Source organism: Glycomyces algeriensis, from assembly GCF_027622855.1.
Lineage (GTDB): Bacteria > Actinomycetota > Actinomycetes > Mycobacteriales > Micromonosporaceae > Glycomyces > Glycomyces algeriensis.
Genome location: NZ_JAPZVR010000021.1, coordinates 1 through 21,784, shown reverse-complemented (window position 1 = coordinate 21,784; position 21,784 = coordinate 1). Strand labels below are relative to the sequence as shown.

Below are 21,784 nucleotides of genomic sequence, written 5' to 3'. Positions count from 1 at the left end.
GGGGGGGCCCCCCCCCCCCCCGCGCCCCTCCGGGCGTTGTCCTAGTCTTCCTTGTCGCTCTGCAGGCCGACCTTGATGCGGCTCATCACCGCGTCGTCGGCGAGCGTGGTCACGTCGCCGATCTCGCGGTCCTCGGCGATGTCGCGCAGCAGCCGGCGCATGATCTTGCCTGAGCGCGTCTTCGGCAGCTCGGCGACCACGATCACCTGCCGCGGCTTCGCGATGGGCCCCAAGGTGGTCGCGACGTGCTTGCGCAGCTCCGCGAGGTGCTCGGGACTCGAGTCCCGCCCGCCGCGCAGGATCACGAATGCGACGATGCCCTGGCCCGTCACCGGGTCCGAAGCCCCGACGACCGCCGCCTCGGCCACGGTGTCGTGGCTGACCAGCGCGCTCTCGACCTCGGTGGTGGAGATGTTGTGCCCGCTCACGAGCATGATGTCGTCGACGCGGCCGAGCAGCCACAGGTCGCCGTCGTCGTCCTTCTTCGCGCCGTCACCGGCGAAGTACAGCCCGCCGAGCCGCGACCAGTACGTGTCGACGAACCGCTCGTCGTCGCCCCAGATCGTGCGCAGCATCGACGGCCACGGCTCGCGGATCGCGAGGTAGCCGCCCCCGCCGTCCGGCACCGACTCGGCCTTCTCGTCGACGACGTCCACGTTGATCCCCGGTAGCGACCGCTGGGCCGAGCCGGGCTTGGTCGAGGTGACGCCCGGCAGCGGAGAGACCATGATCGCGCCGGTCTCCGTCTGCCACCAGGTGTCCACGACGGGGCACCTGCCGCCGCCGATGTGCTCGCGGTACCAGACCCACGCCTCGGGGTTGATCGGCTCGCCGACCGACCCGAGGAGCCGCAGGCTCGACAGGTCGTACCGGGCCGGGACGTCGTCGCCCCACTTCATGAACGTGCGGATCGCGGTCGGCGCGGTGTAGAGCGTCGTGACCTTGTACTTCTCGACGATCTCCCACAGCCGCCCGGTGTGCGGAGTGTCAGGGGTGCCCTCGTACATGACCTGCGTGGCGCCGTTCGACATGGGCCCGTAGACGATGTACGAGTGCCCGGTGACCCAGCCGATGTCGGCGGTGCACCAGTACACGTCGGTCTCCGGCTTGAGGTCGAACACCGCGTGGTGCGTGTACGACGCCTGCGTCAGGTACCCGCCCGAGGTGTGCAGGATGCCCTTCGGCTTGCCCGTGGTCCCGGACGTGTACAGGATGAACAGCGGGTGCTCGGCGTCGAACGCCTGCGCCTCGTGCTCGTTGGAGGCCGTCCCGACGGTCTCCTCCCAGCGGACGTCCTTGTCGGTCCACTCGACCTCCTGGCCGGTGCGGGTGACCACCAGGACCTTCTCCACCGACGGGCACCGCTCCAGCGAAGCGTCCACGGTCGGCTTGAGCGCCAAAGGCTTGCCCTTGCGGAAGCCGCCGTCGGCGCAGATCACGAGCTTCGCGCCCGCGTCGTCGATGCGGCTGGACAGCGCGTCGACGCTGAACCCGCCGAACACCACCGAGTGCGGGGCGCCGATGCGCGCGCACGCCAGCATCGCCACGGCGGCCTCGGGGATCATCGGCATGTAGATGACGACCCGGTCGCCCGCCTCCACGCCCAGGTCCGTGAGGGTGTTCGCGGCGCGCTTGACCTCGTCGAGCAGTTCCGCGTACGTGACGGCGCGGCTGTCGCCGGGCTCGCCCTCGAAGTGGATCGCGACCCGGTCGCCGAGCCCGGCGTCCACGTGCCGGTCGAGGCAGTTCGCCGCGACGTTCAGCTCGCCCCCGGTGAACCACTTCGCGAACGGGGGGTTGTCCCAGTCCAGGACCCGGTCCCAGTCCTTCGACCAGTCGAGCCGGCGGGCCTGGTGCTCCCAGAAGGCCAGGCGGTCGGCCGCGGCCTCCTCGTAAGCGGCCGCGGTGACGTTCGCCTGCGCGGCGAACTCGGGGGACGGCGGGAACGTCCGGTCCTCCGAGAGCAGATTGGCAAGCGTCTCTTGCGGGGTTGATGCCACGGGTATTTCGCTCCTTACAGATCTACGCGCCACTGCGCGACTGTGAGGCGGGTCTATGTCCGGCAACACTAGCGCGACGAATCCGACACGAATACGGGCGGCCGCCGCGGCACCGGCATCTGGGACCGACCCTCGCCGAACGGCCCGCAGGCGGTCGGCGGGCGGTCCGCGAAGGGTCCCGGGGCCCTCCCGCGGCCCCCAACGGGGGCCTTGCGGCACCGATTCGGGAGGTATCGTCGGACCGGTGCACGATCCTGGACGCGGCACCGTCCTGTGACTGTCCTCTAGCCCGCCCAGTGCGCCGTTTGCGCGCTCCGCCCAAAAGGTAAGGTTCCGCCCGTGGATCCTCTCGCGCCTCTCCTCGAACTCTCCGAGGTCGCCGACGCCCTTGAGAACGCCAGAGCCAACGTGGACCGGATGCTGTGGCACGAGGCCCTCCGCGGCGGCGACGAGCTCGTAGCGGCGGAAGTGGCCCTGCACTCCGCGTCCGCGACGCTGGCCCTCGACGGCTACGACTGCGACGTGGAGCGCCTGCGCGACCGGGACTTCGACGACCCCGCCGTCAGCGGCGTCATGCGCGTCGTGGAGGCCCTGCCCGGCCTCGCCCCCATGTGGCCCGTCTCGCCCCGCTACGTGCTCGCGAAGCTGCACACCCTCGCTACCAAGGAGTTCCCCGACGCCGGGGTCGACTTCGAACCCGGCCGCATCGAGGTGGACGAGTCGGGGATGAACCGCATCAACGCCCTGTGCGCGCTGATCACCAACCCCACCAAGGAGATCCCGGCCGCGATGGCCGCCGCGGTCGTGCACGGCGAACTGCTCGCGGTGCGTCCGTTCCCCGTGGCCAACAACGTGGTCGCCCGCGCCGCGGCCCGGCTCTCCCTGGCCAGCAAGGGGCTCGACCCGAACCTGCTCATCGCCGTCGACGCGGGCCACCTCGAGCGCGCGCCCGAGTACGTGGGCGCGCAGCGCGCCTGGTCGACGGGCACGCCGGACGGCGTCCGGTCGTGGCTGAAGCACTACGGCAAGGCCCTCACCGCGGGTGCGGCCGAGACCCTGCAGATCTGCACCGAGCTGATGAAGGACGCCGGCTAGGAGCCGGTCGGCGGACGGGCCGGTTCACGACCCGCCCGATCCACCGGGCTTTACGCGTCGTCGCCGGCGAGTTCGGCGCGCAGGCGCTGCTTCTCCTCGTGGCGGCGCTTCGCGCCCGCGTCGATGTGGTCGATCATGGCCAGCTGCTGGCGGCGCAGGACCGTGAACCCGATGACCATCGACACGAGCAGGCCGATCGCGAGCGCGTTCAGCACGTTCAGGAAGAACATCAGCGGGATGGCGACGACCGCGAGGATGGCCGCGCGGCTCAGGAAGTACTTGGCGATCGGGTTCATGCGACCCGCTCCTCTCCGAACGTCTTGATGCCCGCGAACCACAGCAGGCCGTACACGAGTGCGGCGGCGAGGCCGCCCAGGCCGCCGGTGAGCATCGGCGGCCACGCGACCGGCGCGATGATCGCGACCGCGAACCCGGCGGCGAGGCCCAGCAGGACGCCCACGAGCATGAGGCCCCAGCGGGCCGCGCCCGCATAGCGCCGGAACTGCTCGGTGTACACCCACACCGTGGGCAGGGCCGCGATCCAGCCGGAGGTCTGGCCGAAGCCGCGCCCGGTCGGGAGCACGAACACCAGGTCGATGACGACCAGGACGACCGCGCCCATCACGAAGTACGCCAGGGCCGTGCCCAGGAGCTGCCCGAGGGTCTCGACCTTCGGGCGCTCCCGGCCGCGCTTATCGCCTTGCGCCACTAGAACTTCACCGACTGCGGCTCGGCCCGCCGCTCGCCGATCGTCTGCGGCCCTTCGTACTCGCGCACGACCTCGTAGCGGGTGTTGCGCTCGACGGGCTGGAACCCGGCGTCGCGGATGAGCTCGAGGAGGTCCTCGCGGCCCATCTTGTCCGGGGTGCCGTACTCGTCGGCGTCGTGCGTGATCTTGTACTCCACGACCGAGCCGTCCAGGTCGTCGGCGCCGAACGACAGCGACAGCTGCGCGACGTCGAGGCCGTGCATGACCCAGAAGCACTTCACGTGGTCGAAGTTGTCGAGCAGCAGCCGCGAGACCGCGAAGACCTTCAGCGACTCGGCCGGGCTCGCCATCGTGGTGCGCGCCTGCAGCTTGTTGCGGATCTTCCCGTCCTTGGAGTCGTGGAAGTCGTGCTGGTAGCGCAGCGGGATGAACACGGCGAAGCCGCCGGTCTCGTCCTGCAGCTCGCGCAGGCGCAGCACGTGGTCGACCCGGTGCCGGGGCTCCTCGATGTGGCCGTACAGCATCGTGGCCGGGGTGCGCAGGCCCTTCTCGTGGGCGAGGCGGTGGATGCGCGACCAGTCCTCCCAGTGGCAGGCGTGGTCGACGATGTGCTGGCGGACCTCCCAGTCGAAGATCTCCGCGCCGCCGCCGGTGAGCGACTCCAGGCCCGCCTCGATGAGCTCGTCGAGGATCTCGCTCGCGCCGAGGCCGGAGATCTTCTCGAACCACTGCACCTCGGTCGCGGTGAACGCCTTCAGGTTCACCTGCGGCAGGGTCTCCTTGAGCGCCTTGAGGACCCGCGGGTAGTACCGCCACGGGAGCGTCGGGTGGAGGCCGTTGACGATGTGCAGCTCGGTGGGCGCGTCGCCCTTCATCTGCTCGGCGAGGGCCACGGCCTGCTCGACGCGCATCGTGTACGCGTCGGTCTCGCCTGGCTTGCGCTGGAACGAGCAGTACGCGCAGGACGCGGAGCACACGTTGGTGAGGTTGAGGTGCCGGTTGACGTTGAACATGGTCCGGTCGCCGTTCTTGGCGGTGCGGACCCCGTGCGCGAGGCGCCCGAGCCAGGCGAGGTCGTCGGTCTCGTAGAGGCCCACGCCGTCCTCGAAGGTCAGCCGCTCGCCGGCCGCGAGCTTCTCCTCGATGCCGGCCTTGAACTTGGCGTTGTCGTCCATGGCGCTCCCAACGTTGTGGCGTTTCCGCCAGGGTAGCCCCGCCGGGACGCACTGCAGGGAGCGCACGTTGCGGGATGTGAGGCCGTGAACGCGCCCGGCGCAACGGGGCCCGGGCCGCGCGGCGCCATGTGTTCACCGACACGACACCCGAGTGGCAGGCAACCGTAGATGCGAGGCTTGCGTGTCTTCGGTACAGTATTCGTGGCCTCCCCCACAGAAGGACACCTCACATGCGCGTTACACGGTTCGGTGCCCGAGTGATCGCCGCCGCCGGCGCGGCCGCCCTGGCATTCGGTGGCGCGATCCCCGGCTTCGCGGAGCCCGGCGTCACCGTCCCCGACGACGGCAACCGCCCCGCGGGCAGCCCCACCGACGACGCCCCGGTCACCAACCCCGCCACCGCGGACGGCCCCCTCGGCACCCGGATCGCCACCGCCCAGGCCGACGTCGCGCACCTCGCCGAGCAGACCACCGCCGCCCAGGAGGAATGGCTGCAGCGCGAGACCCGCCTCGCCGACGCGCAGACCGACTGGGACGCCACCCTCGCCGAACTCGAGACGGCCCAGGCCGCCCTCGACTACGCCGCGGGCGAGGCCTACACCGACACCGCCGGGCAGCCCGACACCGAACTCCCCGACCTCACCGGCCTCACCCCCCTCGGCGGCGAATGGGACCTCCCCAGCCTCAACGCCGACTTCGAGGACGCCGCCACCGCCGAGTCCGTCGCCCGCGCGTCACTCGACGCCGCGACCCTCTCCGCCGACCGCTCCGAGGACCGCTACATCGTCCTCGACGCCGAGTTCGACCGCGCCCAGGCCGCCCTCGACGCGCTCATCGCCGACAACCGCGAGGCACTCGAGGAGCTCGAGGACGCCCGCGACGCCGCCGCCGCCCAGCACTCGCACGACTTCTCGTCCGAAGTAGACGGCTGGGACGCCGCCCCCGCCGCGAAGAAGGCCGTCGAGTACGCGCTGGCCCAGCTCGGCGACCCGTACGTGTGGGGCGCCGAGGGCCCGGACTCGTTCGACTGCTCCGGCCTCGTCCAGGCCGCGTACGCCCACGCGGGCGTCTCGCTGCCGCGCGTCGCCGCCGACCAGTACAACGCGACCCGCGACAAGCCCGTCGACACCGAGAAGCTCCTCCCCGGGGACCTCCTCTACTGGTGGGACGACCCGGGCAACTGGCAGTCCGTCTACCACACCGGCATGTACCTCGGGGACGGCAAGATGGTCGTCGCCCCGCGCACGGGCGACGTCGTGAAGATCAGCTCGATCTGGTTCGAGAACTTCGCGGGCGCGCACCGCGTGGTCGACGCGATCCAGACCGACCCGGACGCCGAGGACCCGACGCAGACGCCCACCGACAAGCCGACCACGCCGCGCCCGACGCCCCCGTCGACCTCGCCCGACGACGAGACCGAGTCGCCCGACCCGGAGCCCACCGACAGCGAGACGCCCTCGCAGTCGCCCTCCCCGAGCGAGTCGCCGAGCCCGTCCCCGAGCGAGGAGACGCCGTCCGGCGACGGCCAGGAGACGCCCGATCCGGGCGCGTCCGACTCCGATTCGGCGGTCCTGACGCGCGATCCCGACGCATAGGGGCATCGCACGGTAGTGGGAAGGCGCGCACGGGACGCCACCGGTTGATGGCACGATGGTTCTTGAGTTGCCCGAACGACGCTCCAGCCCCGAGGAGGCTCCGTGGACGGAAACAGCTGTAGCTCCTGCGGCCAGCGACTGACGTCCGGGCAGCGCCGCTGCCCGCAATGCGGGGCGCCGCTGCCGCCGCCGCTCGGCGGCTTCCCGGCCGAATCCGGACCCTACGGCGCTTCCGGCTCCTACGGTGCCGCTCCCGCTTACGGCGCGGCGGCCGTGCCGCAGTACCCGCCGCCGGCCGAACCGTCCTACGCGCCGCCGGGCGCGCCCCAGGGCTACGCGCCGCCGTCCAACCCGGCCTACGGCTCCGCGGCCGTCCCCGAACCGCAGTACGCGCCGCCCGGCGCCTACCAGCCGACCGCCGACCCGTACGCGAACCAGGGCTACGCGGCCCCGCAGTACGGCCAGCTGGGCGCGAACCCGCCGCCCGCCCAGAACTACGCCGCACCCGGCGGCTGGGCCCCGCAGGCCGCGCCCCCCGGCATGCCGCCGCAGCACGCCGCACCGGCGCACGGCTCGGCCGCCGTGCCGCAGTACGGCGCGCCCGCGCCCGGCTACCAGGCGCCGCACTCGGGCTCGGCCCAAGTGCCCGCCTACCCGCAGCAGGGCACCGCGCCCGCCTCTGGTTCGGCCGCAGTACCGCCGTACCCACAGCAGCAGTACCCGGCGCACCCGTCCGCCCCGCCGCCGTACCAGCCGGGGCCGTCGTTCCAGCAAGGACAGTCGTTCCAGTCCGCGCCGCCATTCCAGTCGGCCCAGTCGCTGCCGCCGGTGGCGGCCGTCCCGCCGACCTCGGCGCCGTTCTCACCGCCCGTCCCCGAGGCCTACGCGGCCCCGCCGGTGCCCGAACCGCAGTTCACGGCCCCGCCCGAACCGGCCGCCTCGTTCGCCGAGCCGCCCGCGTCGTCGCCGGTCACCGGGGCGCCGTTCGCGGTGCCGACCGCGAACAGCGCGTTCAGCCTGCCCTCGGCCGAGTCCGGCGCGTTCGGCGCCACCGGCACCGAGCAGCCGGGCCTGCCCGAGCCCGTGCCCGACGGCACCCAGATCCTGCGCATCAGGCCCAACGCGGCCGAACCGGCCCCCTTCGCGGACCCGGAACCGCCTGCGCCGCTTGCCGCCCCGCCGGAAGCGGACCTGCCCGCGGTGGCCGCCGGCTTCAGCGTCCCGTCCGCCGAGAACGTCCCCGGCGCGGCCTACTCGGCGCCCGTCCCCGCGGCGGAGATCCCGAGTCAGGCGCCGCCGTTCGACGAGGACCAGCCGCTCGAGGAGGCGCACGCCGAGGAGTCGCCCGCGGCACCGGCGATGTCCTTCAGCGTCCCCGCGACCGACGCCCCGGCCGGTGGGCCGACGGTGGTCGAGGCGATCGAGGACGAGGACGGCGCTTGGGAAGACCTGCCCGACCCCGATGACGACGATGACGACGTCGAGCTCTCCGACGAGGCGGAGGCCTCGCTGGCGGGCCTGGGCGACGACGTGCCGGGCGAATCGCTGCCGCCCGCACCGGCCGACGCCCCCGGCGTCGGGCCCGATGAGGACGATGCGCCGATCGCGCCCGCGCTCGACGCCGTGCTCGCCGAGGCCGCGGTCGTGGAGGCCCCGAGTCCCGGAGCGGACCTGGCCGAGACGCCCGAAGCCGCTCCCGAGGTCGCCCGCGCGGTCGGCATCGAGGTGCCCGAATCCGACGCGGGCGACGTGCCCGAGCCCTTTGCGTCTGAGTCCCAAGCCGAAGCGGCACCCGAAGCGCCCGCCGCGCCGACCGGTGGCCCCACGGTGGTCGAGGCCGTCGACGAGGACGACGACGGCGCGCTGGACGACCTGCCCGACCCGGAGCAGGAGGACGACGACGTCGAGCTCTCCGACGAGGCGGAGGCCTCGCTGGCGGGCCTGGGCGACGACGTGCCCGGCGAGTCCCTGCCGCCCGCACCAGTCGACGCCCCCGGCGTCGGGCCCGATGAGGACGATGAACCGATCGCGCCCGCGCTCGACGCCGTGCTCGCCGAGGCCGCGGTCGTCGAAGCGCCGAGCCCGGGAGCGGACCTCGCCGAGACGCCCGAGTCCGCACCCGAGGTCGCCCGCGCGGTCGGCCTCGACGTGGATTCCGGGTCCACAGTGCATGAACCGTCCGACACGCCGCCGATCCTGACCGATTCGCAGCCCACGCCGCCCGGGCCGCTGCCCGACCCGCTGCCCGGTCCGGCGCCGACGCCGCCCCAGCCGGAGCCGCCGCGCCCGGATCCGGTGCCGCATCCTGAGCCCACACCGCCTGCGCCGCAGCCGGAACCGGTGCCGAACCCGGAGCCGACACCGCCGCGTCCCGAGCCGACCCCGCCGCAGCCGGAACCGCTGCCGCCGAACCCCGAGCCCGGTCCGCCGATGCCCCGCCCGGGGCCTTCGCCGGTGCCGACGCCCGAGCCGCTGCCGCCGAACCCGGAACCGGGTCCGCCGATCCCGCCGATTCCGCGCGTGAACGACAGCCCGTTCTCGGACGCGGCCCCGTTCGACTACGAGCCGGAACCGGTCGCGCCCGAACCGGAGTCGGAGCCCGAGGAGGGCCCGAAGCCGGCGGTCGAGGCGGCGCACAAGAAGATCGTGAACGCGCCGGACATCAGCCTGTTCGAGGAGCCTTCGACGAAGACGGGGGCGAACCAGCTCCCGACGGCGAAGCCGGTCGTGGAGGCGGACGGGTTCCGCCCCGGCCGCGCCCGCGTCGCGAACCTGCTCGACCGCTCGGAACTGCCCGAGCACATCCCGCTCCCGCGCCCGACCGTCTACGGTGCCAAGCCGGAAGCGGACGAGGACTAGCGCCGGGCCGCGACCACGACCGGCGAGCGGCCATTCGCCGGCTTGAAGCGGCCGCCCGCGCTTGCGACTGGCGCACGGGTTTCATTGGCAGGAGCGGCGGCTCGCCCCCACGACCGGCGAGCGGCCTCGCCGGCCAGCGCACTGGGCCTGCTCAACCGGTGCGCACGCCGGTCCCCAGCGCGGCTTCGTCTGCGACCGGTGAGGGGCCCGCGTCAACCGGCGCGGCCGCTCCGCGCCTGCGACCGGTAAGTGGTCCCCGTCGGCCCGGCCGCCCCGCGTCTGCGACCACGACCGGCGACGGCGCTTGCCGGGCCGGAACCGCTGTGCCGCATTGACACTTTCGGGTGACATGCGGGCTGCAGCGGCCGGTTCTTGTCGGTCGCGGCCGGGACGATGGGCGATACAGTCTTTTCCCCTCTAGTGGTGGGTGGGGGTTCGTGGACGGGGAGTGGTGAGTGTCCCGCTTCCCGTGCCATTCGCCGAAAACGCGTCCGCCGTCCCCGGCCGCAGTTCATCCTGGTGCTGACGGGCCGCTCGACGGCCCTCGGGCTTCGCGGGAGGGAAGGGCCGTCGCCGGCCGCCGCCCGCGTGATCGGGAAGGGTGAGGAACATGGCGGAACGCCGTGTCAAAGTGACCACGGAGGTCGGCATCCAAGCGCGGCCCGCGACGGTCTTCGTCGGGACCGCCGCCGAGTCCCGCGCCGACGTGGCGATAGCGAAACCGGGCGGGGAGCCGCACGACGCCAAGTCGATCCTGCAGGTGCTGACCCTCGACGTGCGGTCCGGGGACGAGATCGTCCTCTCCGGTGAGGAGGAGTCGATCCTCGACCGGCTGGTCGCCCTCGTCAGCGGCGCCGCCGACACGGGGGCCGCCGACATCGGCGACATCGACGACCACTGAGCGAGGCCCGGACCGGGCGGTCCCGCCATCCGGTCCGGTCCGCCGCCCGCGGTGATGTCCGCGACGCCGCCGCCGCTCAGGTACCCCCTAGCCGGGCGACCGGCTACGGTCGAAGCTGTGAACATCGCACGGCGCCCCCGGGTCGGCCATATCGCGTTCCTCAACTGCCTCCCCATCTACTGGGGACTGGCGCGGACGGGCGCGCTCCTCGACGTCGACCTCCACCGCGCCGCCCCGGACGAGCTCAGCCGCCGCCTCGTCGCCGGCGACCTCGACATCGGCCCCATCACCCTGGTCGAGTACCTGCGCAACGCCGACGACCTCCTGCTGATCCCCGACCCGGCCGTGGCCGCGGACGGCCCGGTCCTGAGCGTCAACCTCGTCACCAGGGCCCCGCTGGCCGAACTCCCGGACGCGCCGCGCGTCTCGCTCGCCTCGACCTCCCGCACCGGGGTCCTCCTCGGACGGATGCTCCTCGAGGACCGCTACGGCCGCAAGCCCGAGTACGCGGTCACCGCGCCCGACCTCGGTTCCGCGCTCAAGGACGCCGACGCCGCGGTCCTCATCGGCGACGAGGCCCTCCGCGTCCACCACGACCCGGACGGCCTGCACGTGCTCGACCTCGCCGCCGAGTGGAAGGACTGGACCAGCCTGCCGATGGTCTTCGCCGTCTGGGCCGTGCGCCGCGACTACGCCGAGGCTCACCCCGGTCTCGTCAAGGACGTCCACCTGGCCTTCCGTGATTCGGTGCAGCGCAGCCGCGAGGAGATCGACGAGGTCGTCGCCTCCGCCGCGCGCTGGGAGCCGTTCCCGCCCGCCGCGCTCGCGGAGTACTTCGAGCGCCTCCAGTTCGGCCTCAGTGAGCGACACCTCGCCGGGCTGCGGGAATTCGCGTCCCGCGCGTCCCGTTATGCCGATATAGCCCCACTCCGGGCGGACGGGCCCGCGTTCTTCGCGACCGGACCGGTGTCCTGAGCGATCTCGAGACGGACGACGAAGGGACCATGCTGTGGCCGTCGAGCTGAAGAAGCCCCGCAAGAACCGCCCCGCCTGGCACAAGCTCACCGTGAGCGGCGTCCGGCCGCTCACCGAGGACGCCGTCGAGGTCACCCTCGCCGTGCCCGAGGAGCTGCGCGCGGCCTTCGACTTCAAGCCCGGTCAGCACCTCACTTTCCAGCGGGTGGAGGCCGACGGCGCCGAAGTGCGCCGCTCCTACTCGCTCGCCTCCACTCCGCGCGAGCTCGCCGAGCACGGCACGCTGCGCCTGGGCATCCGCTCGATCCCCAAGGGCAACTTCTCCGGGTACGCGAACCGGCAGCTCCTGCCCGGCGACGTCCTCGAAGTCCTCCCGCCGCTCGGCCACTTCTGGACCGAGATCCGGGCCGACCGCCACTACGGCTCCGTCGTCGCGGGCTCCGGGATCACCCCGATCATCGCCATCGCGACCGCCGCGCTGGACGCCGGCGCGACGGTGACGCTCCTGTACTCCAACCGCACTGAGGAGTCCACGATGTTCGCCGCCGAGCTGCGCGAGCTCCAGCGCGAGCACGGTCCGCGGCTGCGCCTGCACCTCGTGCGCACCCGCGCCGAGGGCGACGCCCCGCTGCTCACCGGGCGGCTCACGCCCGAGCGGCTCGGCGAGGTCATCGAGGCCGGGCTCGTGGACCCGCACGAGGTCGACGAGTGGTTCCTCTGCGGCCCCTACGAGATGGTGCTGGGCGTCAAGGACGTCCTCGAAGAGGCCGGCGCGCAGCGGATACACACCGAGCTGTACACGGTCTGAGGCGAGACGCACGAGTCACTGCGCGCGGGCGCACTGTCCCGCACGCCGCCGCGGCGATACGCTTCGTGCATGGCCGAGATTGACGATGTCCTCGCCCGCGCCGCCGACGGCGGCGCCATCAGCGCCGAGGAAGCCCTGCTGCTCTACACCGAAGCGCCCTTCCACTCCCTCGCCGAGGCCGCGGACGCGGCCCGCCGGCGCGTCATCGGCGACAACATCGTCACCTACCTGATCGACCGCAACATCAACTACACGAACGTGTGCGTCACCGCGTGCAAGTTCTGCGCCTTCTACCGCGCCCCCAAGCACGACGAGGGCTGGGCGCACCCGATGGAAGAGGTCCTGCGCCGCTGCGGCGAGGCCGTCGGCCTGGGTGCGACGCAGGTGATGCTGCAGGGCGGGCACCACCCCGACTTCGGGGTCGAGTACTACGAGGAGCTGTTCTCCTCGGTGAAGCGCGAATACCCCGAGCTGGTGATCCACTCGATCGGCCCGTCGGAGATCGCGCACATGTCGAAGGTCTCGGGTGTCGAGATCGACGAGGCGATCCGCCGCATCAAGGCCGCCGGGCTCGACTCGATCGCGGGGGCCGGGGCCGAGATGCTCCCGGCGCGCCCGCGCACGGCGCTCGCGCCGCTGAAGGAGTCGGGGGAGCGGTGGCTGGAGATCATGGAGGCCGCGCACCTGCAGGGCCTGGAGTCGACGGCGACCATGATGATGGGCACCGGTGAGACCGCGGCCGAGCGGATCGAGCACCTGCGGATGATCCGCGACGTCCAGGACCGCACGGGCGGGTTCCGCTCGTTCATCCCGTGGACGTACCAGCCGGAGAACAACCACCTGAAGGGCCGGACGCAGGCGACGACCCTCGAGTACCTGCGGCTCCTGGCCACGGCGCGGCTGTTCTTCCACAATGTCAAGCACCTGCAGTCGTCGTGGCTGACGACGGGCAAGGCCTCGGGGCAGCTGAGCATGCACCTCGGCGTGGACGACCTGGGCTCGATCATGCTGGAGGAGAACGTGATCTCCTCGGCGGGCGCGCGCCACCGGTCGCGACTCTCGGAGCTTATCGAGCTGATCCGCACTGCGGACCGCATCCCGGCGCAGCGCAACACGCTCTACGAGCGCATGTCGATCCACTGGACCCCGGAGGACGACCCGACCGACGACCGCATCCGGTCGCACTTCTCGACGATCGTGACCGAGCTGCAGATCCAAGCTAAGTAAAGGTGAACGGAGGGTCTAGGCAAATCGGACACTCTGGGACCCCCCGAATCCAATCTACGTGCTGCCTATGACATGGCAATGGGGGCGAGACGCCGTACGGCGCTTCGCCCCCGTGCACGTTCTCTGCCGCTAGATCAAGTGGCCGATCTCTTTGTCGATGAGCCGCGCGTTCACCCCGGAGTTGGGGCAGCCGCCGAAGTGGTGCAGCGCGACGACCTCGTGCGAGTCGCGCGAGAGGACCGGGGAGCCGGAGGAGCCGAACTCGGTGTCGCAGTAGTACGAGATGTCGCTGTCGGCGACGTAGCCGTCATAGGTCTCGTGCTTGACGACGCAGTTGCCGCCGTCCACTGAGGACTCGATGGCGATCTCCGTGGGACGCCCGGCCGGGTGCTGCGGGATGTAGATCGCGTCGCCGCTGCGCGCCGGTTCGTCCGAGAGCTCGAGGTAGCCGAAGGACTCGATCCGCTTGAAGTCGTCCACAGCGAACAGCGTGTAGTCCAGGGACTTCGAGGTCGCGAGGACTTCCGAGCCGCGCACCTTCACCGGCGCGTTGGTGATGTCGGCGCCGCAGGCCATGCAGTCGTACCCGAACCACACCTCGGTGTTCTGCGCCTCCTGCGTCTCGGTGAAGCAGTGGTGGTTGGTAAGCAGCCGGTTCTCCTCGCCCACCCGGAACGCCGTACACAGTACGGTCCCGTCGATGAGCAGGCGCGCGACCGGTTCCGCATGGTCCACGATGGTCGGATAGGAGGTGCGGTAGCAGACCGAGGCGCGCTTCTCGTCGCCCTCGCAGATGCTCTCCTCGGGCCGGGCGTCGTCAGCGCGCTCCTGCGCGATGGCGTCCACCTCGTCCGTCGTGAACCCGTACGCGGCCTTGTCGATCAGCACGCCCAGCGCCGAGGAGCCGCCCGCGGACTCGCGGTGCAGTTCGACTACGGCGGTGTCGCCGGTGATCGAGGTCGCCCACTGGTCGACCAGCGACTCCTCGTACCGGTACGACTCGGCGCCGTCGGGGCTCGAGACCGTCACGAAGTCGCCCGTGTTCAGCAGCAGCCGCTCAAAGTGGACTTTGACGTATCCGGCGTCGGGGCCCGAGACCCGCAGTATGTCGGCATCGTCCGCATAGGTCAGCGACTCGGTGAGCTCGGTGACCTCGCCGACGTCGACCAGGCCGAGCAGTTCGTCGTCCACCGGCAGGATCTCGGCGGTGCTGTCGAGGAGCGAGGTGACCGGGTCGTCCTCGGCGAATGCGCTCGGCACCACGACCGCGGCCCCGCCCAGCGCGATCGATCCGGCCGCCGCGACCAGGATGAGCTTGCGGCGCTTGCGTTCGGTCCCGCTATGCCCGGTTCGTGGATTCCGCTCGCTTGCCGCCACGGTCGGCCCCTTTCGTGAGAGATGTGTCGACCGTTCAACGAGCGAGGCGTGGGGAAGTTGCGCCACCGGCGGGTGGGAAGGCGTGGGTCACATGCGATCGCAACGCCGAAGCCGAAGCCGAAGCCGAATCAGGGGAGTATCGGATCGGGCCCCGATTGCACCGGCCCCCGGCTCCCGATCGCACCGGCCCGGTCCCGGTCTCGTCCCGCGCCGACTCGGGCCCTGTCCCGTGCCCGCAGCGGGACCGCCCGGCGCCCCTGCCGCCCCGCAGCGGCCCCGGTACCGCCCGGGGGTCTACCAGTCCGCCCCTCCCGGGCGGCAGCGCTCCAGGATGTCGTTGAGGCCCTTGCGCGTCGCCACCACGAGGAGCGTGTCGCCGGCACCGACCCGGAATGCCGCGTCAGGGTTCCAGCTGATCGTCCCGCCCGCGCGCTTGACCGCGAGCAGCCGGTGCGAGCCCACCTTCGTGGCCCGGTGGGCGGCCGCGTCGTCCATAGTCGAGCCCTCGCCGACCTCGAACGCCTCGATGTAAGCGATGTGCCCGCGCACCGGGATCGTCACGAGCACCTTGTCGTCGGTCAGCGCCTGCGCGAAGCTCGCCGAGGCCACCTCGGGCGCGCTGTAGGACGCGTGCGGCGGCGCCTCCTGCATCGGGGTCGCCCGGTTCAGGTTCTGCCGGATCAGCGCCGCGAACTCCGGGTTGTAGATCCGCATCACGGTCCGCAGGTCCGGGTTGCACTCCAGACCCGAGAGCGCGGCCTCCAGGTTCGACTCGTCCTGCTTGGCCATCGCCACCAGCGACCGGCAGTGCCGGACGTTCGCCTCCTCCAGGATCTCCTGGCTCGACCCGTCGCCGAGCAGCACCTGCGCGCCCTTGGCCCGCGCCGCCCGCACCCCCATCGCGTCGCGGCGCTTCTCGATCGCGATCACCGGGATCTTGCTCTCCCGCAGCCGCTCCACCACGCGGGTGCCCATGTTGCCCAGGCCGACCACGATCACGTGTTCGCGCACCTGCCGGGTCCGGCGGCCCTCCGTCAGCGCGTACCGCCGGTCGACGACGGCCTGCACGATCGCACCGGTCGCGAACGGGATCAGCAGCGAGCCCGTCAGCACCACCACGGCCTGCGTCACCTTGAGCAGGCGCGACGCCGTCATGTCAGGGTCGATCCCGCCGCCCGCCATCAGCGCGAGCAGGTAGAACACCTCGCCGGTGCCGTCGGCCGTGTTCGCGCCGCTGGGCCGGAAGTGCAGCACCAGGAACCCGAACGTGAAGACCGCGAACAGCACCAGCGCGAGCACCACGAGGCTCTTGGTGAGTAGGCCCCGCACCGTACTCAGCGCCTCCTTGACCGCGAGCGTGGCGTTCTGAAGCTTCGGGCGGAGCTGCCCGGGCTTGCGGTCGGGCGAGAGCCACAGGTACCGCAGCGCCTCGTTCTCGTCCTCGGGGATGAGCTCGATGCCGGCCTGGTTGCCGCCCGCGACCACCCACTGCGCCTCGGCCCGCTCCTCCCGCCGCCGCGACAGGTAGAGCCGGCGCCCCCACACGTTGATCTCGCCCGGCGGCAGCTGCTGGAGCGCCGCGAGCGCGTACGTGTCCGCGACCATGTCGGCGTCCGACTTGACGTAGACGCCGTCCTCGTTGTCGCCCAAGAGCTTCTGGATGTTCGCCCGCAGCCCGCTGTTGTACATGCGGATGACCAGCCGCGGGAGCGTCTCGTCGCCCAGGTAGTTCGACATCTCGCGGATCTTCAGCGCCAGGTGCAGGTTGCCGACGTCGTTCTGGTCCATGAGCGCCACCGCGTACGCCTCGGTGAGCCCGGCCTCCCGCACGGTCTCGGCCGTGACCTGCGGTTTGGAGAAGACGACGAGGTTGCGGTTGGTTTCGGCTTCGCGGCGGATCTCGTCGCGCTGGCCGCCGGGGCCGTCGGGGAAGACGGCGATGACGCGGAACGAGTAGCGCTCGATGAGGTGCTTGATGAAGCGGAGGGTCAGGCCGTTGTCGCCCACCACGATGACGCGGCGGTCGGTGGGGCCGTCGTCGTACCGCGCATGCCGGGGTTGCATGTCTGGATTCTACGGAATGTTCGCAAACGATTGCGGCCCAAGAAACTTGGGATTTTCAGTGCTTGCGGGCGAGGCGGGCCAGGAGTTTGTCCACGTCGGCCACGTAGTCGTACCAGTCGACGTCGTGCACGAAGCCGAGTTCGGCGTTGATCCAGCGCACGTCGTCGGCGGTCTCGAGGGTCCAGGTCTGGACGTCGACGAGCTGCGGTTCGGCGCGGCGCAGCTCGGTGAGGAGCCGGGCCTTCATGGTCATCGCGAGCCCGTAGGAGCGGTGCTGGGGGGCGACGACGGTGTCGTACTGGTCGGCGCGGGTGGGCCGCTGCGCGGAGACGACGAGCTCGGTGAGGCCCACGACGTGCCCGAACGGCTCGGCGAGGGCGACGGCGATGTGCGAGCGCATGCCGCGCCGGGCGAGGGTCTGGAAGGAGTCGCGCAGGGCCGGCGCGTAGGCCGAGCCGCGCCACTCGGGCACGAACGCGACGTTCCCGGGGCTGGACCGCAGATTCGCCTTGACGTCCGCGTAGGAGTCCATGAGGCGGTCGGGGACGCCCCCGGCGTGGTACTCGAGGCGGTACCCGGCGGCGAGGCGCCCGGCGGCGTGCTCGATCTTCTCCCAGTCGATGTCGGCCCAGCGCAGCAGGTGGCGCTGCTCGACGACGTTCCGGGAGAAGCCGTGCCGGTCGTAGAACCCGACCGCGGGCGTGGTGGCGATGACCTCGACGGCGAGGGTGCGGCAGCCGTTCGCCTTCGCGCATTCGGCGACGGCCCGCAGCAGGCGCGAGCCGACCCCCTTGCCGCGCGCGGACGGCCGGGTGGACATCTCCACGACCCCGGTCCCGCCCTGCTCGCCCCCGCCGCTGCCGAAGAGGATGAGGCTCGCGTGGCCCACGAGGTCGCCGTCCGCGTCCCGGTCCATGAACAGGAAGCGGCGGTCGTCCGGGAGCGACCCGGTGAGGTAGTCGCTGAGGCGGTCGGTGCGCCAGCGCGGCTCGCCCGGCATGTCGGCGGCGGTCATGTCGTTCAGCACCGAGCACCAGTCGCGGAGGTCGTCGGCGGTCATCTCGCCGGGAGCGAGCTGCTTCAGGGGCATCTCTTATCCTTACCCGAAATAGTCACCGAACGGAACCCCCTCCTCACAGCATGCAGCGATCGGGGGTGCTGTCAGGCGGTGCTCTTCCTGCCGTACTCGTCGGCTCGGTCGAAGACCTTCTTCACGTAGTCGTCGCGCGGGTTGTAGCTGTAGAGGGCGTCGTACCAGCCCTGGGGCCGGCTCATGTCGCGGTTGTCGTGGCAGAGGTAGTTGGCGGCCGCGGTGACGGCGTCGTCGATGTCGTGGGGGTCGAACCGGCCGTCGCCGTCCCCGTCGGCCTTCCAGTGCTCCCAGGTGCTGGGGAGGAACTGCATGGGGCCCCATTCGCCGTGGATCGGGCCGATGATCTGGGTGAGGGTGGTGCCGTCGGCCTGGATCTGGTTGCCGTCGATGGTGCCGTGCGTGGTCTCGGTGGCGCCGATGCCGGCGAGGGTGGTCCAGGAGAGGTTGCAGCCGGGGTTCTGGGCGGCGGAGACGAGCTCGCCGCGGCCGTACGCGACGAGGGCGCGCTGGGGGATGCCGAGCGAGCTGAGGTTCGACGCCCACGTGTCGAGGCCGGCGGGTCCGGCGGGGGTGGTGGCCGCGCTGGTCGGGGACTCGGTGGCGCTCTCGGTGGGGGCGAGGATGTCGCCGATGGGGGTGGACTCGGCGGGGAGCCCCGCCACGGGGGCCTCGTCGATGAGGCCTTCGGGGGTGAGTGCGAGCGGCGTCTCGGAGGCCTCGGGGGTCGGTTCGGTGCCGAAGGACCAGGCGGGGCCGGCGCCGGGGACGACGAACCAGCCGGCGGTGAGGGCGCCCGCGAGCGCGAGCACGGTGACGACGACCTGGACGCTGAGCCGCCCGGCCGGGGCTCGCAGCCCCCGGTGGGCGGCGCGCAGGCCCCTGCCCGTGGCCTTGGTCCCGGCCCAGACGCCCTTGACGGCGAGCCACAGCGCCCGCGGGGTGGCTTTGACGCCGCGCCACAGGGCTCGCGGGCTGGCCTTGACCGCGCGCCACAGCAGGCGCGGGCTGCGACGCAGTGCGCGGAGGGCGAGCCGGGGGAGGGCGGCGATGCGGCGGAGGAGGGTCGCGAACCACACGGGAGGGGGTCGTCCTTTCTGCTGTTCGTCGGTGCCTTGTTCGGTGCTGTTCGGCGAGCGCTGCTGGTCGGGGCGTCGCTCGGGTGTTCGTGGTCGGGCGCTGCTCGGGGCGTCGGCCGGGACGCCGCCGCGGGGCGGGTCCGGCGGTCTCGTCGAGGCGGCCCGGCTCCGGTGCCGCGGTGCCGGTGGGCGCCCGGACCCAGGCGGGGCCGCCGTGCGGCGGCACTGGGGGCGCGTTCGCGAGGGACCGGACTGAAAGCGAGTATTCCCTAGTTTCGTCCCCGCGGGCAACGCCTGAGCGTCAATAATTCCGAAATCGGCCGCGACCGAGTGGGGCGCGACTCGTTCTCCAAACGGACACGGTGGTTGCCACGAGCAAACCCGCGGCGAGAGCGTCTCACGTTCACGTCTGCGCTGGAAACGGCGTTCAGACCGAGTGCCAGTTCCCATCACGGCAGGTAACCGACTGAGATGGGGGTGACACTGTGAGGCCGCTGGGCATTGTGCCCGCGCACCAGCGCGCCACAGCCCGGCATACGGGGGCTGAACGAAAGTTGATCGACACGTGGATACGACAACGGCATCGCACACCGCACTGACAGCCATTGCCCCTCCTCTCGGGGACAACGGATCGGAGTATCGGAACGCGTCCAATGTGCATGACCGCTGCAATGGCGCGCCCATTGCCGAGAGCAACACTGTGGACCGCGGCAGCGCCGCCCGGCCCGCCCCGCTGCCCTCCGGCGACGTCACGTTCATGTTCACCGACATCGAAGGCTCGACCCGCCTCGCCTCCGGCCTCGGCGCCGAGCGCTACCGGGTCGTCCTCCACCGCCACCGCGCGCTCGTCAGAGAAGTCCTGCGCGCCGCCGGCGGCACCGAGATCGACACCGAGGGCGACTCGTTCTTCGTCGCCTTCCACACCGCCGCCGACGCCTGCGCCGCCGCCATCGGCATTCAGACCGCACTGCGCGGCGCCGACTGGCCCGACCACGACGGCCAGCACCTCCGCCCCAAAGTCCGCATAGGACTCCACACCGGCGAGGCCTGGCCCTCCGCGGGCGGCTACGCCACCCCGGAGGTCCACCGCACCGCCCGCATTTGCTCCGCCGCACACGGCGACCAGATCCTCGCCTCCGCCGAATGCGCCACCGCCGCCGGACTCCCGCCCGCCGCGGTCTACCGCCTCGGCGACTTCGAACTGCGCGGCCTGCCCGGCGCCACCGAACTCGTCCAGCTCGCCGCGCCCGGACTGCCCACCGCGTTCCCGCCGCCGCCCGTGCGGCCCCTCACCCACCACCTGCCCGCCGACCTGAAGTCGCCCGTCCCGCGGCCCGAGGAGTACCGCGCGCTCGACCGCGCCTTCACCACCCACCGCCTCGTCAGCCTCACCGGCCTCGGCGGCAGCGGCAAGACCACCGTCGCCAAGGCCTGGGCCCGGCGCCGGCTCGCCTTCCACGAGCACGGCGTCTGGTACTGCCGTGCCGGCGCCGACCTCGGCACCGCCCTCCTCCACGCCCTCGGCCGCCGGCCCGAACTCTTCCGGCCCGCGCTCGACACCGCCGCCGACCGCCTCCGCGAGGCCGACGCGCTCCTCGTCCTCGACGACCTCGACCGCACCCACGCCGCCGACGTCGAACGCCTGCTCCACGACTGCCCGCGGATCTCGGTCCTCGCCGTCGGCGCCCGCCCGCTCGAACTGCCCGGCGAGGCCAAACGCGCCCTCGGACTCGCACCCGACGACGTGAGCGCCGCGATCCTCGCCGGCTATTGCGAAGAACGCGGCGCCCCCTGGACCGCCGCCGACTGCCGCCCGCTCGCCGCCGCCGTCGAAGGGTTCGTCCCCGCCCTCACCGCACTCGCCGAAGTGACCGCCCTCGGCTCGCCCGGCGTCGCACTCCGGTACCTCAGCGACGACCCCGTGGCCGCCCTCGACGGCGGCGGCCGGTTCCGCGCCGCCGTCGACGAAACGGTCGCCGCCATCTCCGGCCCGGCCCGCGCCGTACTGCTCGAACTCGCCGCACGCTCGGGCGGCGCCACCGTCGACGCCGTTCTCGACCTCTGCCGCCAGCGCGACGGCAGCCTCGAAGCGCTCGTCGAACTCGTCGACGTCGCCCTCGTCGTGATCGAGCGGCCCGCCATGGACCAGGCCGTCTACCGCGTCCCCGCACCGCTGCGATGGCTCCTCACCGGAACGGCCCCCGCGCTGGCCGAGGCGCCCGCGCCTCCCGAGCGCCCGCGGCCGGCGGTGGCGACGAGGCTCGCGGACCGGCTGGTGCACCCGGTGAACCTCGACGGCGCGCGCCTCCGGGCGGTCGCCTAGCGCGCACCAGGCCGGCGGGCGCATCGCCCGCCGGCCGCACCCGCCCGCCGGGTCTCGCGCGGCCGCGATGCTCAGGCGTGCGGGCGTCGAGGTTCCGGCCGGGGCGGTCATCGCCGCCGCTTTAGTGGGGCGGAAGGGGTTGCGGCGGCCGGCCTCGCGGATCGCGGCGGGCGCGACCTCTTTCGGGGGACATGTCGACCGCGGGGGCCGTTTTCGGGGCGGTTCTTGTCGGACCCGGCCGGGAGGATCGAGCGGGGCACTGATCTTTCCCCTCTAGATGGTTGATTCCTTGGGGTCAGTGGTCGTAGGCGGTCAAGGAGCGTAGGACTGGTTGGCGTTGTTGGTCGTTGTGCCAGATGGCGGCGGTCAGGGCGAGGATGCGTTGGGTGACTCGGGCGCATACTCCTTGGGGTGTGCGCCCGTTGTGGCGTTCGAGGTCGAGCTGGGCTTTGAAGGTCTGGTTGATCGATTCGATGACCTGGCGCAGGGGCCGGAACAGGGTGGTGC

General features: G+C 72.1%; 16 protein-coding genes and 1 pseudogene. 8 read left to right on the top strand and 9 right to left on the bottom strand.

Annotated elements, in window-relative coordinates; genetic code table 11:
- Positions 1 to 41: 41 nt before the first annotated feature.
- Complete coding sequence (acs, locus tag O2L52_RS23140; protein WP_270118483.1) at positions 42 to 2,000, bottom strand: acetate--CoA ligase; 1,959 nt, start codon at positions 1,998 to 2,000, stop codon at positions 42 to 44.
- A gap of 339 nt (positions 2,001 to 2,339) precedes the next feature.
- Here acs and O2L52_RS23135 point away from each other — a divergent pair, with 339 nt between their 5' ends.
- Positions 2,340 to 3,095 carry an oxidoreductase gene (locus O2L52_RS23135; protein ID WP_270118482.1) on the top strand — a complete coding sequence of 252 codons (756 nt, stop codon included), beginning with the start codon at positions 2,340 to 2,342 and terminating at the stop codon, positions 3,093 to 3,095.
- Between the two features lie 50 nt (positions 3,096 to 3,145).
- Here O2L52_RS23135 and O2L52_RS23130 read toward each other — a convergent pair whose 3' ends face one another.
- The 3 genes from O2L52_RS23130 to mqnE are packed head-to-tail and all read right to left on the bottom strand — an operon-like array spanning position 3,146 to position 4,979.
- Complete coding sequence (locus O2L52_RS23130) at positions 3,146 to 3,391, bottom strand: hypothetical protein (protein ID WP_270118481.1); 246 nt, start codon at positions 3,389 to 3,391, stop codon at positions 3,146 to 3,148.
- Positions 3,388 to 3,804 carry a hypothetical protein gene (locus O2L52_RS23125; RefSeq protein ID WP_270118480.1) on the bottom strand — a complete coding sequence of 139 codons (417 nt, stop codon included), beginning with the start codon at positions 3,802 to 3,804 and terminating at the stop codon, positions 3,388 to 3,390. Before O2L52_RS23125 ends, O2L52_RS23130 begins: the two co-directional genes overlap by 4 nt.
- Complete coding sequence (gene mqnE / locus O2L52_RS23120) at positions 3,804 to 4,979, bottom strand: aminofutalosine synthase MqnE (protein WP_270118479.1); 1,176 nt, start codon at positions 4,977 to 4,979, stop codon at positions 3,804 to 3,806. Before mqnE ends, O2L52_RS23125 begins: the two co-directional genes overlap by 1 nt.
- Positions 4,980 to 5,209: 230 nt before the next feature.
- Between mqnE and O2L52_RS23115 the strand changes: the two genes are divergently transcribed.
- The 6 genes from O2L52_RS23115 to mqnC all read left to right on the top strand — a co-directional run bounded on the left by O2L52_RS23115 (position 5,210) and on the right by mqnC (position 13,344).
- Complete coding sequence (locus O2L52_RS23115; protein WP_270118478.1) at positions 5,210 to 6,574, top strand: C40 family peptidase; 1,365 nt, start codon at positions 5,210 to 5,212, stop codon at positions 6,572 to 6,574.
- Between the two features lie 102 nt (positions 6,575 to 6,676).
- Positions 6,677 to 9,433, top strand: coding sequence for a hypothetical protein (locus O2L52_RS23110; RefSeq protein WP_270118477.1), 2,757 nt, complete (start codon positions 6,677 to 6,679; stop codon positions 9,431 to 9,433).
- A 610-nt stretch (positions 9,434 to 10,043) separates the two neighbouring features.
- Positions 10,044 to 10,334 carry an HPr family phosphocarrier protein gene (locus O2L52_RS23105; RefSeq protein WP_270118476.1) on the top strand — a complete coding sequence of 97 codons (291 nt, stop codon included), beginning with the start codon at positions 10,044 to 10,046 and terminating at the stop codon, positions 10,332 to 10,334.
- Positions 10,335 to 10,451: 117 nt separating this feature from the next.
- On the top strand, positions 10,452 to 11,309 hold the full coding sequence (locus tag O2L52_RS23100) for a menaquinone biosynthetic enzyme MqnA/MqnD family protein (protein ID WP_270118475.1): 858 nt from the start codon (positions 10,452 to 10,454) through the stop codon (positions 11,307 to 11,309).
- Between the two features lie 34 nt (positions 11,310 to 11,343).
- Positions 11,344 to 12,117, top strand: coding sequence for an FAD-binding oxidoreductase (locus O2L52_RS23095; protein ID WP_270118473.1), 774 nt, complete (start codon positions 11,344 to 11,346; stop codon positions 12,115 to 12,117).
- 69 nt (positions 12,118 to 12,186) lie between these two features.
- Entirely contained in the window at positions 12,187 to 13,344 is a 1,158-nt protein-coding gene (mqnC, locus tag O2L52_RS23090; RefSeq protein ID WP_270118472.1) for a cyclic dehypoxanthinyl futalosine synthase, read from the top strand.
- A gap of 129 nt (positions 13,345 to 13,473) precedes the next feature.
- Here the strand turns inward: mqnC and O2L52_RS23085 are convergent, their stop codons facing one another.
- From O2L52_RS23085 to O2L52_RS23070, 4 genes are all read right to left on the bottom strand, one after another.
- Positions 13,474 to 14,721 (bottom strand): trypsin-like serine peptidase, encoded by a 1,248-nt coding sequence (locus O2L52_RS23085; RefSeq protein WP_270118470.1) that lies wholly within the window; start codon positions 14,719 to 14,721, stop codon positions 13,474 to 13,476.
- 294 nt (positions 14,722 to 15,015) lie between these two features.
- A complete protein-coding gene (locus O2L52_RS23080; protein WP_270118469.1) occupies positions 15,016 to 16,785 on the bottom strand; it encodes a potassium channel family protein in 1,770 nt (589 codons plus the stop codon).
- A gap of 55 nt (positions 16,786 to 16,840) precedes the next feature.
- The gene (locus tag O2L52_RS23075; RefSeq protein ID WP_270118468.1) at positions 16,841 to 17,875 is read right to left on the bottom strand and encodes a GNAT family N-acetyltransferase; all 1,035 of its coding nucleotides are present in this window, start codon (positions 17,873 to 17,875) and stop codon (positions 16,841 to 16,843) included.
- A 71-nt stretch (positions 17,876 to 17,946) separates the two neighbouring features.
- Entirely contained in the window at positions 17,947 to 18,954 is a 1,008-nt protein-coding gene (locus tag O2L52_RS23070; protein WP_270118467.1) for a lytic transglycosylase domain-containing protein, read from the bottom strand.
- A 700-nt stretch (positions 18,955 to 19,654) separates the two neighbouring features.
- Between O2L52_RS23070 and O2L52_RS23065 the strand changes: the two genes are divergently transcribed.
- Positions 19,655 to 21,277, top strand: a complete 1,623-nt coding sequence (locus tag O2L52_RS23065) for an adenylate/guanylate cyclase domain-containing protein (RefSeq protein WP_270118466.1) — start codon at positions 19,655 to 19,657, stop codon at positions 21,275 to 21,277.
- Between the two features lie 295 nt (positions 21,278 to 21,572).
- Here O2L52_RS23065 and O2L52_RS23060 read toward each other — a convergent pair.
- Positions 21,573 to 21,784: pseudogene (locus O2L52_RS23060) on the bottom strand (IS982 family transposase); the annotation flags it as partial.